Raw genomic sequence first — 13,099 nt, forward strand, 5'->3', positions numbered from 1 at the left:
ATCCACTTGAGGGCGGCGGCCAGACCGAGCGCCAGCCCGGCCCGGCCCGGCCGCCCCTGCGCCGCCCCGGCCAGCCCCAGGCACATCAGCCCCGCCACGGGCAGATCGACACCGCCGACCGCGAGCGGGAGCGCCACCAGGGGGCAGGCGGCGAGCCATCGTGGCGCCTCCCGGCGGGCTCCCGCCGGAAGGGCGAGGGCGAACGCGCCGAGGAAGGTGGCGCCCATCCACAGGCGGGGGTCGGTGAGCGGCCCGGGTCCGGCCACCGCCTCCGGGATCCCGAAGGCCGCCATGCCCGGGAGGTACGGGTTGAAGTCCTCGGGCACGGTGGGCCGTTCGAGATAGGGCGTCCCCTCGGAGAGCAGGAGCCCCGCCGAGCGGGCGACGACGTCGACCTCCAACTGCGCCCGGTCCACGGCGAGAAGCACCAGCAGGGGCAGCAGTACCGCGCCGGTGACGGCGACCGCCCCGGCCGTACGGGGGCTCCGCCCGCGGGCCGCGAGCACCGCGGCGGCCGCGTAGCCAAGGGCGGCGGCGGCTCCCCAGACCCGGTGCGGGCCGAGCGAGGAGAAGGCTCCGAGCGCCAGGGCGGTGGCCGCGCAGAACGCCCACCAGGCGACTCCGCCGGGCAGCGCGGGACGGTCCCGGGGCAGGTCGGGAGGGGCGGGAACCGCGAAAATGACCATGCGTCCGAGGCTAGGAACGGGCCGTTCACGGAACGTCACACCACCGTCCGGTCCTTCGGGTCAACCCGTGGCATGAGACGGCACCGCGCATTCCACCCCTGCTCCGATGTGCCGGCCCCACGGGTGACGAAGAATCTCCGTATGACGCGTACCGTCCCGCCGGACCGCCCCGCCACAGCCACCGCGATCGCCACCACCGCTACCGCCGCCGCCACCGCCGACGTCCTGCCGTCGGACCGGGGGTTCCGGCGACGGCTGCGGCACCGGACGGCGGAGCCCGCGTACGCCTGGCTGACCGGAGCCGGGCTGACGCTCTTCGCGGTCGTGGAGCTGGCCGTCGTACCGGGTTCGGCGATCACCGCCTTCGGGGTGCTGGTCTGCACGGTCTCGCTGGCCCTGCGGGCGACGCGGCCCGCCGTGGGGTTCCTGACCGTGGGCGCGGCCCTCCTCAGCTTCGCGACCGACGGCAACATGGCGTACGCCACCATCGCCGGCGCCCTGATCGGCTGCTACACGCTCGGGCGGCACCGGGTGCAGCATCCGGCGGTGCTCGTCCTGGCCGGTTCGCTGGCCGCGCTGGCCGTCAATCTGGTGCACATCGACCGGTGGGCCCGGGACGGCTCCCCCGGACTGCCCGCGCTCCAGGGCACCGACCGGTTCAGCCTCGGGCTGTACGCCGAGACGCTGGTGCTGACGGTGATGATTCTGGGCGCGGTGAGCACGGGCGACGCGGTGCGGGCGCGCGAGGAGACCCGGCACACCCGGGCCGCCGCGCAGTCCCGGCTGCTGGCGATGGAGCGGCGGCAGGCCGCCGAGGCGGAACGGGCCGCGATCGCGCGGGAGTTGCACGATGTGATCGCGCACTCGGTGTCGGTGATCGCGGTGCGCGCCGAGAGCGCCACGTACACGACCCCGGACCTCTCGCCCCCGGCACGGGACGCCTTCCAGGAGATCGCGGGCACGGCGCGGTCCTCGATGGCGGAGCTGCGGCGGCTGCTCGGGGTGCTGCGGACGGGCGACGGCGCCGAAACGGCCCCGCTCACCGCCCCGCAGCCCTCGCTGGCCGGTCTCGACGACCTCATCGCTCAGCACCGGGCGGTGGGCGGTGCGGCCGAGCTGCGGGTCACCGGCGAACGGGCGCCGTTGCCCGCGTCCTGGGAGCTGTCGGCCTACCGGATCGTCCAGGAGGCCCTGACGAACGCCCGGCGGCATGCCCCGGGTGCGCACACGGTCGTGGAACTCCACTACCGCCCGGGCCTGTTGACGGTCCGCGCGACGGACGACGGGCCGGGCCCCCATCCGTCCGGCGGCTCCGGGCGGCCGGGGCACGGACTGGCGGGCATGGCCGAACGGGCCGCCCTGCTCGGCGGAGGTCTCACCACCGGCCGGGGCCCGGCCGGCGGCTTTCTCGTGGAGGCGGAGCTGCCGTGGTGATCCGGGTGCTGGTGGCCGACGACCAGGCGGTGGTGCGGACGGCGTTCTCCGGTCTGCTGAACACCCAGGACGACATCGAGGTGGTTGGAGAGGCGGAGGACGGCGAGCAGGCCGTTCTCAGGGCAGCCGAACTGCGTCCCGATGTGGCCCTGTTGGACATCCGGATGCCCAAGCTCAGCGGCATCGACGCGGCACGCGGCATCGTCGAGGCGTCGAACGGGGCGACCAGGGCGCTGATGCTGACGACGTTCGGTCTGGACGCGTACGTGTATGACGCCCTGACCGCCGGAGCCAGCGGCTTCCTGCTCAAGGACGCGACCTTCCCCGAACTGCTGCACGCGGTACGGGTGGTGGCGGACGGCCACGCCCTGCTGGCTCCCGAGATCACCGGCCGGCTCATCGCGGAGTTCGCCCGGCAGCGGGTCAGCGCTCCCCCGCCGCGCTCGATCGACGGGCTGACCGCGCGCGAGGCCGAGGTGCTCGTCCTGATCGCGCGGGGCCTGTCCAACGCGGACATCGCCGACCGGCTGACCATCACCGACCACACGGTGAAGACCCACATCAACCGGCTGTTCGCGAAGATGGAGCTGCGGGACCGGGCGCAGGCGGTGATCCTGGCGTACGAACGGGGGCTGGTGGTGGCGGGAACGCGACAGCCGTGACGCGGGGGGCGGCGGCGACCCCTCGCCCCGCCCCTCACTCCGCCGCCAGCACCACCGTCTCCGCAGCGTCGAAGCGGACGCCCACGACCGCGCCCTCGTCGGGGGTGTCCCGCAGGGCGCATTCGGCCTCCAGCACCGGCGCGTTCTCGGGCGTCAGGCGTACGGTCACGTGGTTCCCCCGGAAGGTGCGGACGCCGACCGTGCAGCGCAGGCCGTCCTCGGGAGCGCCGATCAGGACCCCGGCGGGCCGGACCAGCAGATCCACCTCGCCCTGCGGGGAGCCCTCGGGCACCGGGACCTTGCCCCAGGCGGTGGCGGCGGCCGGGCCGGTCACGGTCGCCGGGGTGACGTTGTCGAAGCCGAGGAACCGGGCGACGAACGCCGAGGCGGGGCGCTGCCAGACGTCCAGCGGGCTGCCTTCCTGCGCGATCCGGCCGTCCCGCATCACGACGACCCGGTCGGCGAGCGCGAACGCCTCGCCCTGGTCGTGCGTGACGGCCAGCACGGTGGTGCCCAGCTCCTGGAAGAGGGTGCGCAGTTCGACGACGAGTCGTTCGCGGAGGCTGCGGTCGAGCTGGCCGAGCGGCTCGTCCAGCATGAGGAGCTTCGGGCGCGGGGCGAGGGCGCGGGCCAGGGCGACGCGCTGCTGCTCCCCGCCGGACAGAGCGGCGACCGCGCGGCGTTCGGCCCCGGGCAGGCCGACCAGCTCCAGCAGTTCACGGACGCGGTGCCCGGTCTCGGCCCGTCCGACACCGTGCATCCGGAGCCCGAAGGCGACGTTGGCGCCGACATCGCGGTGCGGGAAGAGCTGGTGGTCCTGGAACATCAGGCCGAGGCCGCGCCGGTGCACCGGGACGCCGCTCTGGTCCCGGCCGGCCAGCAGGACCCGGCCGCCGTCCATCGGCTGGAGCCCGGCCACGGCCCGGAGCAGGGTGGACTTCCCGCTGCCGCTGGGACCGAGCAGACAGACGATCCGGTGGTCGGCGACCTCCAGGTCCACCGCGTCCAGCGCCGTCCGCTTCCCGAACCGTACGGTGGCTGACTGCAGGCTCAGCATGTCGTTCAGAACTCCCCGGATCGGTCGGTGCGGATACGTTCGAGGAGCAGCAGCGACGCCGCGCACACCAGCATCAGAATCGTGCTGAGGGCCATCGCCTGCCCGTAGTTGAGCTCCCCCGACCGGCCCAGCAGCCGGGCGACGGCGACCGGCAGGGTCGGGTTGTCGGGCCGCGCGATGAAGACCGTCGCGCCGAACTCCCCGAGGGAGACGGCGAAGGCGAAGCCCGCCGCGACCAGCACCGCCCGACGTACGAGCGGCAGATCGACTTCCCGCCAGGCCCGCAGCGGGGAGGCCCCCAGCACGGCGGCGGCCTCCCGCAGCCGGTCGTCGACCGCGCGCAGTACGGGCAGCATGGTCCGTACGACGAAGGGGACGCCGACCAGCGCCTGAGCCAACGGCACCAGGATCCAGGAGGTCCGCAGGTCGAGCGGCGGCTCGTCCAGGGTGATCAGGAAGCCGAAGCCGACGGTGACGGCCGAGACTCCGAGCGGCAGCATCAGCAGCGCGTCGAAGCCGCGGACCAGCGGCCCGGCCCGCCGGGTCAGGGCAGCCGCCGCGAGCCCGCCGACGACGAGGGCGATGAGCGTCGCGACGAGTGCGTACCGCAGGGAGTTGCCGACGGCCTCCAGCGGCGGGACCAGGAAGGTGGAGGAGCCGCCGGACCCGGCCGACTGGAGTGCCCGGTAGTAGCCGAAGCCATACCCGCCGGCTCCATCGGCTCCGTCGGCTCCGTCGGCTCCGTCGGCTCCGTCGGCTCCGTCGAAGGATCGCTCCACGAGCACCCCGAGCGGCAGCAGGATCAGCAGCAACGCGGTGAGCAGGACACCGCCGAGCAGCGTCCACTGCCCGGCGCCGCGCGGCCGGCGGGAGGTCTGGGCCGGGTCGACCAGCTTCAGCGCCCGCTCCCGGCGGCGTACGGTCGCGGCGTGCACGGCGAGGATCGCGCCGACCGCGGCGAACTGCACCAGGGTCAGCACGGCTGCCGTCGGCAGGTCCAGCAGCTGCGCGGTCTGCCGGTAGATCTCCACCTCCAGGGTGGAGTACGCGGGTCCACCGAGGATCTGCACGACGCCGAAGGAGGTGAAGGTGAAGAGGAACACCATCAGCGCGGCGGCGGCGACCGCCGGGGCGAGCGCGGGGAGCGTCACCCGGCGGAAGGCGGCGAACCGCCCGGCGCCGAGCACCCGGGCGGCCTCCTCCTGCCGGGGGTCCAGCTGGGACCAGAGCCCGCCGACCGTCCGCACGACCACGGCGTAGTTGAAGAAGACGTGGGCCAGCAGGATCGCCCACACGGTGGTGTCCAGGCGGACGCCCCACAGTTCGTCGAGGAGCCCGCCCCGTCCCAGCAGCGCCAGGAACGCGGTGCCGACGACGACGGTGGGCAGCACGAACGGCACCGTGACGACCGCCCGCAGCAGCTGTTTGCCGGGGAAGTCGAAGCGGGCGAAGACATACGCCCCGGGGAGGGCGATCAGCAGCGTGAGCGCGGTCGACGCGAGGGCCTGCCAGGTGGTGAACCAGAGGACGTCGAGGATGTCCGGGCGGGCCGGCACCTCGCCGAGCCGCCCGAGCTGCCAGTCGCCCCCCGCCTTGAGCCCGCGGCCGACGATGGCGGTCACGGGATAGGCGAAGAACAGCGCGAAGAACGCGACGGGCACGGCCATCAGGCCGAGCCGCAGCACGGCCCCGCGCCGCCCCGGCCCGCGTCGGGTCCGGGCGGCCTCGGCGGTCTTCGCCCCGGGGTCTACTTCAGGACCAGCGACTGCCACGACTGGATCCACTGCTCACGGTTGGCGGTGATCTTCTCGGGCGCGACGGTGGGAGGCGTGTCGACCTTCTCGCCGAACTTCGTGAACAGCTCGGGGAGGGTCGCGCCCTTCACGACCGGGTTCACGAACATGTTCAGTGGCATGTCCTCCTGGAACGTCTTGCTGATCATGAAGTCCAGCAGCGCCTTGCCGCCCGCCTCGTTCTTCGCCCCGGTCAGCAGCCCGGCGTACTCGGTCTGCCGGAAGCAGGTGCCGGTGGCGACCCCGGTGGGGGCCTCCTTCGGCTGCGGGTCGGCGTAGAGCACCTCGACGGGCGGGCTGGAGGCGTAACTGACGACGAGCGGCCGGTCGGCGTTGGCCTTCCTGCCGCCCGCGGAGCCGGAGAACTCCTCGTTGTACGCCTGCTCCCAGCCGTCGACGACCTTGACGCCGTTGGCCTTCAGCTTCTTCCAGTACGCCTCGTAGCCGTCCTCGCCCCGGGCGGCGATGGTGCCGAGGAGGAAACCGAGACCGGGCGAGGAGCTGGCTGCGTTCTCGGTGACGAGGAGGTTCTTGTACGCGGGCTTCAGCAGGTCATCGAAGGTCTTCGGCGGCGCGAGCTTCTTGTCGGCGAAGAACTTCTTGTCGTAGTTGACGCAGATGTCGCCGGTGTCGACGGGCGTGACCCGGTGCTTCTCGTCCGTCTGGGTGTCCGCCGCGACCGAGTCCAGGCCCTTGGCCTCGTACGCGGTGAACAGGCCGTTGTCGAGGGCGCGGGAGAGCAGGGTGTTGTCGACGCCGAAGAAGACGTCGCCGCGCGGGGAGCCCTTGGTCAGGATCTCCTGGTTGAGCGCGGCTCCGGCGTCGCCGCTCTTGAGGATCTCGACCTTGTAGCCGGTCTCCTTCGTGAACGCCTTCAGGACCTTGTCCGAGACGTTGAAGGAGTCGTGGCTGACCAGCGTCACGGTCTTGGAGCCGGGGCCCTTGGACTCCCCCGAGCCCGCGGAACCGCCGTCGCCGCAGCCCGCGAGCACGGTGACGCCGAGAGCGGCGGCGAGAGTGGTCGCCGCGTACTTCGTGGTGGTGTTCATCTGATTCCTCCTGGAGGTGACCAGGAAGAGACGCGGCCCCGCCCGCTGTCCGGCGAACCGGAAGCGGGCAGGGCGCAACAGCTTGAGTAAGGTCCGAACTTCCTACCCGGAATGACCCGGGCGAGGTTCAGAGGGTCTGCGGCCAACCTGTCCTCGGTGCCGCACTCTCAGCGCTGTGGCGCTCCCCTGTCGGAATATGAAGTTGATTTCGGGCCCAGGCTACACCGGCGGTTTCCGGCCGGACCGTGCGGTCGCCGCTCGTCGCGGAGCCGCCGTCCGCTGCTGGGCCGCCGACCGGGCTGCTCGGCCGCCAGGGCTCAGCGCTCGGAGGCCGCCAGCTGACCGCAGGCCCCGTCGATCTCCTGACCGCGGGTGTCCCGGACGGTGACGGGCACGCCGTGGGCCGCGATGGCCTCGACGAACGCCTTCTCGTCCTCGGGCCGCGAGGCGGTCCACTTCGAGCCCGGCGTGGGGTTCAGCGGGATCAGGTTGACGTGCACCCGCTTGCCCTTGAGCAGCCGGCCGAGCCGGTCGCCGCGCCAGGCCTGGTCGTTGATGTCCCGGATCAGGGCGTACTCGATGGAGATCCGGCGGCCGGACTTGTCGGCGTACTCCCAGGCGGCGTCCAGCACCTCGCGGACGTTCCACCGGGTGTTGACGGGGACCAGGGTGTCGCGCAGCTCGTCGTCCGGGGCGTGCAGCGAGACGGCGAGGCGGCACTTGAAGCCCTCGTCGGCGAAGCGCAGCATGGCCGGGACGAGGCCCACGGTGGAGACGGTGATCCCGCGCTGCGAGAGACCGAGCCCGTCCGGCTCCGGGTCGGTGAGGCGGCGGATCGCCCCGACCACACGGTTGTAGTTGGCGAGCGGCTCACCCATGCCCATGAAGACGATGTTGGACAGTCGCGCGGGCCCGCCGGGCACCTCGCCGTCGCGCAGGGCGCGCATGCCGTCGACGATCTGGTGCACGATCTCGGCGGTCGACAGATTGCGGTCGAGGCCGGCCTGCCCGGTGGCACAGAAGGGGCAGTTCATACCGCAGCCGGCCTGCGAGGAGATGCACATCGTGACTCGGTCGGGGTACCGCATCAGGACGGACTCGACGAGCGTCCCGTCGTGCAGCTTCCACAGGGTCTTGCGCGTGGTGTCGTCGTCGCAGCTGATGTGCCGCATCACGGACATCAGGTCGGGGAACAGCGCCTCGGCGAGCTTCTCCCGCGATCCGGCCGGGATGTTCGTCCACTCGGCCGGGTCGTGCGCGTACCGCGCGAAGTAGTGCTGCGAGAGCTGCTGGGCGCGGAACGGCTTCTCACCGGTCGCGGCGACCGCTTCCTTGCGCTCGGCGGGCGTGAGGTCGGCGATGTGCCGCGGCGGCTTCTTGGATCCGCGGGGCGCGACGAAAGTGAGTTCTCCGGGCTTAGGCATGGTTCATCCAGTGTCGCAGACAGACGGGTGAGGGCCCGCCGCCCTGTGGACGACGGACCCTCACTCGTGAAACGTGCAGGTGGGGCAGTGTGCCGTGAGGCCGTGGCGGTCAGCCGGAGCCGACGAACAGCACCAGCAGCAGCCATACGACCGGCGCGGTCGGCAGGAGCGAGTCCAGCCGGTCCATGATGCCGCCGTGGCCGGGGAGCAGGGTGCCCATGTCCTTGATCCCGAGGTCCCGCTTGATCATGGACTCGCCCAGATCGCCGAGGGTGGCGCTGGCCGCGACCGCGAGGCCGAGCAGCAGTCCCTGCCACCAGGCACCGCCGTCGATCAGGAACTCCATGCACAGCGCGCCGGCGACCATCGCGAAGGCGACCGCGCCGAGCAGGCCCTCGCGGGTCTTGCCGGGGCTGATGCGCGGGGCGAGCTTGTGCGTGCCGAAGCGCCAGCCGACGGCGTACGCCCCCGTATCGCTGACCACGGTGAGGAGGAGGAAGGTCAGGACCCGCCACGACCCGTCGTCCGCCCTCAGCATCAAGGCGACGAAGGTGGCCAGGAAGGGTACGTAGAACGCCGCGAAGACCCCGGCCGTGACGTCCTTGAGATAGCCGTCCGGCGGTTCGGTCATCCGCCGGACCAGCACCGCCAGGGCGGTCAGGGCCATCGCGATCCAGGCGCCTTCGGGCCCCCGCGCGTAACCCGCGATGACCATCGCGGCTCCGCCGACGGCCAGCGGCACCAGGGGCGCCCTGATGCCCTTGCGCTCCTGGAGGCGGGAGGTGAGCTCCCAGAGGCCGACGACGACGGCGGCCACTATCACGCCGATGAAAGCGGCCTTCACGATGAACAGCGAGACGCCGATGACGGCGCCGAGACCCACGCCCACCCCTATGGCGGCGCGCAGATCACGCCCCGCGCGCTTCTTCTGCGGCGGGGGCGGCAGCGGGGTGGACATGGGCTCCTGCGGCATCTCGTCACGGAACAGGGGGCCGCTGACGTGAGCGGCATCCCTGTCCCGGTCGTCGCGGCTTTCTGCGTCTCTACCTGCGTCGGGCACGTCCGGCACGTTGGGCATGGGCCGAGTCTGCTGGGCGCCATGCACATCGTGGGCAGGACCCGCCGGGGCAGCCCTCATCTCGGGCGTGCCCCAGTAACCGGCTCCTTGCGGGGCACCCCGGGAAGAGTCGTTCATCAGACTTCGAGCAGCTCGGCTTCCTTGTGCTTGAGCAGCTCGTCCACCTGCGCGACGTACTTCGCGGTGGTGTCGTCGAGCTCCTTCTCGGCGCGGCGCACCTCGTCCTCGCCGGACTCCTTGTCCTTGACGAGCTTGTCGAGGGTCTCCTTGGCCTTGCGGCGGATGGAGCGGATCGAGATCTTGGAGTCCTCGGCCTTGGTCTTGGCGACCTTGATGTACTCCTTGCGGCGGTCCTGGGTGAGCTCGGGGAAGGTCACCCGGATGATATTGCCGTCGTTGCTCGGGTTGACGCCGAGGTCGGAGTCGCGGATCGCCTGCTCGATGTTGCGCAGCGCGGTCTTGTCGAACGGCGTCACGACGGCCATCCGCGCCTCGGGAACCGAGAACGAGGCCAGCTGGTTGATCGGGGTCAGCGCGCCGTAGTAGTCGGCGACGATCTTGTTGAACATCGCCGGGTGCGCGCGGCCGGTACGGATCGCGGCGAAGTCCTCTTTCGCGACGACAACGGCCTTCTCCATCTTCTCCTCGGCCTCGAGGAGGATTTCTTCGATCACCACGTGCTCCTGCGTGTCTTGGGTGGGCCCGGCGTCGTCATCGCCTGACCCTGCGGGTCGTGCGTCGCATCCTCACCTGCACGGTGTCCGACCGGCAGGCCGTTGTCCATCCTGGGCCGTCAGGCCCGGGTGCTCTCGTCGCTCACGAGCGTGCCGATCTTCTCACCCTTGACCGCGCGAGCGATATTGCCCTCGGTCGTCAGCTCGAAGACGAGGATCGGCAGCTGGTTGTCACGGCAGAGCGTGATGGCGGTGGCGTCGGCGATCTTCAGGTTGCGAGTGATCACCTCGCCGTACTCCAGCGCGTCGAACTTCACCGCGTCGGGGTTGGTCTTCGGGTCGGAGTCGTAGACCCCGTCCACGCCGTTCTTCCCCATGAGCAGCGCCTCGGCGTCGATCTCCAGGGCACGCTGAGCAGCGGTGGTGTCGGTGGAGAAGTACGGCATGCCCATACCGGCGCCGAAGATCACCACACGCCCCTTCTCCAGGTGCCGTACGGCGCGGAGCGGGATGTACGGCTCGGCGACCTGACCCATGGTGATGGCGGTCTGGACGCGCGAGTCGATGCCCTCCTTCTCCAGGAAGTCCTGGAGTGCCAGGCAGTTCATGACGGTGCCGAGCATGCCCATGTAGTCGGACCGGGCCCGGTCCATGCCGCGCTGCTGGAGCTCGGCGCCACGGAAGAAGTTGCCTCCCCCGATGACCACCGCGATCTGGGCGCCGTCGCGTACGACGGCGGCGATCTCGCGGGCGATGGTGTGCACGACGTCGGGGTCGACGCCGAGGCCGCCGCCACCGGCGAAGGCCTCACCGGAGAGCTTCAGCATGAAGCGCCCGGAACCCTTGTCGTCGTCGCCCTGGTCGTCGGCCTGCATGGCGTCCGCGCCCTTGTCCATGGAAATTCTCCTCGTGCACATACGAAGAAGGCCATTGCCGGTGGGTCTGGTGTCCCTACAGCGGCAATGGCCTCCTCGTCAGATCTGCGGTCGTCCGGCGTGGGTGCGGCCGTCGACTGCACCAGACCTTATCGGGTTCGGTGCTGTTCGCCCGGACGGACTCAGATGCCGACCTTGATGCGCGAGAAGCGCTTCAGGGTGACACCGGCCTCGTCCAGGACCTTCTGGACCGACTTCTTGGCGTCCAGCGCGTACGGCTGGCCCAGGAGGGTGGCCTCCTTGAAGAAGCCGTTGACCCGACCCTCGACGATCTTCGGGAGCGCGGCCTCGGGCTTGCCCTCGGCGCGCGTGGTCTCCTCGGCGACGCGGCGCTCGGCCTCGACGACCTCGGCCGGGACGTCCTCGCGGGACAGGTACTTCGGGGCGAAGGCGGCGATGTGCTGCGCGATGCCCTTGGCCAGCTCGGCGTCGGCCTTGTCCAGCTCGACCAGGACACCGATCTGCGGGGGCAGGTCGGGCATGGTGCGGTGCATGTACACACCGACGAAGGCGCCGGTGAACTGCGCGAAGCGGTCCAGGACGATCTTCTCACCGAGGTTGGCGTTGGCCTCGTCGACGTACGCCTGCACGGTCTTGCCGGCCTCGATCTCGGAGGCGAGGAGCGCCCCGATGTCGGCCGGGGAGGTCGCGGCGACGTGAGCGGCGAGAGTGTTGGCGACGGCCTGGAACTTCTCGCCCTTGGCGACGAAGTCCGTCTCGCACTTCAGCTCGAGGAGGACGCCGGACGTCTGGTCCTCGGAGATGAGGGAGACGACGGCACCGTTCTCGGCAGAGCGGCCCTCGCGCTTGGCGACGCCCTTCTGGCCCTTGATACGGAGCGCCTCGACGGCCTTGTCGACGTTGCCGTCGGCCTCGTCGAGCGCCTTCTTGCAGTCCATCATGCCGGCGCCGGTGAGCTCGCGGAGCTTCTTGACGTCAGCGGCGGTGTAGTTCGCCATGAGTCTGTATGTCTCTCTCGAAGTCTGAAAGATCTACGGGTGAACGGCGGGGGCGACGCTTGTGGCGTCGGCCCCCGCCGTCAGCAGCCGTGACGGGTGTCAGGCCTGCTCGGCGTCCGCGTCGGCGGCCGGGGCTTCGGCGGCGGCCGGGGCCTCGACAGCGGCCTCGGCCTCGGCGACGGCCTCGGCCGGCTTCTCGGCGTCGGCGACCTTCTCGGTCTCGGCGGAGGTCTGGACCTCGGCGGCAGCCGCGGTCTCGTCCTTCTTGTCGCCCTCGAGCAGGTCGCGCTCCCACTCGGCGAGGGGCTCGCCGGCGGCCTTGTCGCCCGGCTTCGAGTCACCGGTGGCGGCACCGGAGCGGGCGATGAGGCCCTCGGCGACGGCGTCGGCGATCACGCGGGTGAGCAGGGTGACGGAGCGGATCGCGTCGTCGTTGCCCGGGATCTTGTAGTCGACCTCGTCGGGGTCGCAGTTGGTGTCGAGGATCGCGACGACCGGGATGTGGAGCTTGCGCGCCTCACCGACGGCGATGTGCTCCTTCTTGGTGTCGACGATCCAGACGGCGCTGGGCACCTTCTGCATCTCGCGGATACCACCGAGGGTCTTCTCCAGCTTGGCCTTCTCGCGCGAGAGGACCAGGAGCTCCTTCTTGGTGAGGCCGGAGGCGGCCACGTCCTCGAAGTCGATGAGCTCAAGCTCCTTCAGACGCTGAAGGCGCTTGTAGACGGTGGAGAAGTTGGTGAGCATGCCACCGAGCCAACGCTGGTTGACGTACGGCATGCCGACGCGCGTCGCCTGCTCGGCGATGGCCTCCTGGGCCTGCTTCTTCGTACCCACGAACATGATGGAGCCGCCGTGGGCGACGGTCTCCTTGACGAACTCGTAGGCGCGGTCGATGTACGACAGCGACTGGAGCAGGTCGATGATGTAAATGCCGTTGCGCTCGGTGAAGATGAAGCGCTTCATCTTCGGGTTCCAGCGACGGGTCTGGTGACCGAAGTGGACGCCGCTTTCCAGCAGCTCCCGCATCGTGACGACGGCCATGGCCGTACTCCTTGAGGTGCTCGGTTATCGCGACCGCAGGTTTGCGCTCGCGCCTGACGCCCCGACGCGCCGTGCCACGAGGGACCGAGGAGCGCGGCCACCTCCGAGAAGGGAGGTGGCGGGGCGTGCGAAGTCGACCCGGTGACCCGGATCGCCGTAAGAAGTGTACGGGACCGGTTGGGTACCTGGTGACGGCGATGCCCACGGCCGGGTGACGACGACGTCCACGGCCGGGTGGCCGCTACATCCACGGCCGGGTGGCCGCGATATCCACAACCGGCGAGTAGTCCACAGGAACGGTCCG

Annotated in this window: 11 protein-coding genes and 1 pseudogene; 2 read left to right on the top strand and 10 right to left on the bottom strand. The window is 71.0% G+C overall.

What is annotated here, in order from left to right:
* A pseudogene (locus CR470_RS08995) lies at window positions 1-686 on the bottom strand (DUF2029 domain-containing protein); the annotation flags it as partial.
* A gap of 141 nt (window positions 687-827) precedes the next feature.
* On the opposite strand from CR470_RS08995, the gene CR470_RS09000 reads away from it, so the two are divergent.
* Window positions 828-2,120, top strand: coding sequence for a sensor histidine kinase (locus CR470_RS09000; RefSeq protein WP_257138522.1), 1,293 nt, complete (start codon window positions 828-830; stop codon window positions 2,118-2,120).
* On the top strand, window positions 2,114-2,782 hold the full coding sequence (locus CR470_RS09005) for a response regulator (protein ID WP_097867043.1): 669 nt from the start codon (window positions 2,114-2,116) through the stop codon (window positions 2,780-2,782). Before CR470_RS09000 ends, CR470_RS09005 begins: the two co-directional genes overlap by 7 nt.
* A 34-nt stretch (window positions 2,783-2,816) precedes the next feature.
* Here CR470_RS09005 and CR470_RS09010 read toward each other — a convergent pair whose 3' ends face one another.
* The 9 genes from CR470_RS09010 to rpsB form a co-directional block, all read right to left on the bottom strand.
* Window positions 2,817-3,839, bottom strand: a complete 1,023-nt coding sequence (locus CR470_RS09010; protein WP_097867044.1) for an ABC transporter ATP-binding protein — start codon at window positions 3,837-3,839, stop codon at window positions 2,817-2,819.
* A 5-nt stretch (window positions 3,840-3,844) separates the two neighbouring features.
* Window positions 3,845-5,506, bottom strand: coding sequence for an ABC transporter permease (locus tag CR470_RS09015; RefSeq protein ID WP_097867071.1), 1,662 nt, complete (start codon window positions 5,504-5,506; stop codon window positions 3,845-3,847).
* An 80-nt stretch (window positions 5,507-5,586) separates the two neighbouring features.
* A complete protein-coding gene (locus CR470_RS09020) occupies window positions 5,587-6,681 on the bottom strand; it encodes a thiamine ABC transporter substrate-binding protein (protein WP_097867045.1) in 1,095 nt (364 codons plus the stop codon).
* A gap of 317 nt (window positions 6,682-6,998) precedes the next feature.
* Entirely contained in the window at window positions 6,999-8,105 is a 1,107-nt protein-coding gene (rlmN, locus tag CR470_RS09025; RefSeq protein WP_097867046.1) for a 23S rRNA (adenine(2503)-C(2))-methyltransferase RlmN, read from the bottom strand.
* A 109-nt stretch (window positions 8,106-8,214) separates the two neighbouring features.
* Entirely contained in the window at window positions 8,215-9,300 is a 1,086-nt protein-coding gene (locus CR470_RS09030) for a phosphatidate cytidylyltransferase (RefSeq protein ID WP_097867047.1), read from the bottom strand.
* Complete coding sequence (gene frr / locus CR470_RS09035; RefSeq protein WP_018960718.1) at window positions 9,300-9,857, bottom strand: ribosome recycling factor; 558 nt, start codon at window positions 9,855-9,857, stop codon at window positions 9,300-9,302. Before frr ends, CR470_RS09030 begins: the two co-directional genes overlap by 1 nt.
* Before the next feature lie 119 nt (window positions 9,858-9,976).
* Complete coding sequence (gene pyrH, locus CR470_RS09040) at window positions 9,977-10,753, bottom strand: UMP kinase (protein WP_097867048.1); 777 nt, start codon at window positions 10,751-10,753, stop codon at window positions 9,977-9,979.
* A 161-nt stretch (window positions 10,754-10,914) separates the two neighbouring features.
* A complete protein-coding gene (gene tsf, locus CR470_RS09045) occupies window positions 10,915-11,751 on the bottom strand; it encodes a translation elongation factor Ts (protein WP_097867049.1) in 837 nt (278 codons plus the stop codon).
* Window positions 11,752-11,850: 99 nt separating this feature from the next.
* Window positions 11,851-12,795, bottom strand: coding sequence for a 30S ribosomal protein S2 (gene rpsB, locus CR470_RS09050; protein WP_097867050.1), 945 nt, complete (start codon window positions 12,793-12,795; stop codon window positions 11,851-11,853).
* Window positions 12,796-13,099: the final 304 nt, after the last annotated feature.

This window comes from Streptomyces sp. rh34, assembly GCF_002551245.1.
In the GTDB taxonomy this organism is placed as follows: Bacteria; Actinomycetota; Actinomycetes; order Streptomycetales; family Streptomycetaceae; genus Streptomyces.

Bases quoted from the DNA above. Each gene is read 5' to 3' on its own strand.
- rlmN (WP_097867046.1), bottom strand. From the start codon at position 8,105: ATGCCTAAGCCCGGAGAACTCACTTTCGTCGCGCCCCGCGGATCCAAG.
- pyrH (WP_097867048.1), bottom strand. From the start codon at position 10,753: ATGGACAAGGGCGCGGACGCCATGCAGGCCGACGACCAGGGCGACGAC.
- CR470_RS09000 (WP_257138522.1), top strand. From the start codon at position 828: ATGACGCGTACCGTCCCGCCGGACCGCCCCGCCACAGCCACCGCGATC.
- CR470_RS09030 (WP_097867047.1), bottom strand. From the start codon at position 9,300: ATGAACGACTCTTCCCGGGGTGCCCCGCAAGGAGCCGGTTACTGGGGC.
- CR470_RS09010 (WP_097867044.1), bottom strand. From the start codon at position 3,839: ATGCTGAGCCTGCAGTCAGCCACCGTACGGTTCGGGAAGCGGACGGCG.
- CR470_RS09020 (WP_097867045.1), bottom strand. From the start codon at position 6,681: ATGAACACCACCACGAAGTACGCGGCGACCACTCTCGCCGCCGCTCTC.
- rpsB (WP_097867050.1), bottom strand. From the start codon at position 12,795: ATGGCCGTCGTCACGATGCGGGAGCTGCTGGAAAGCGGCGTCCACTTC.
- tsf (WP_097867049.1), bottom strand. From the start codon at position 11,751: ATGGCGAACTACACCGCCGCTGACGTCAAGAAGCTCCGCGAGCTCACC.
- CR470_RS09015 (WP_097867071.1), bottom strand. From the start codon at position 5,506: ATGGCCGTGCCCGTCGCGTTCTTCGCGCTGTTCTTCGCCTATCCCGTG.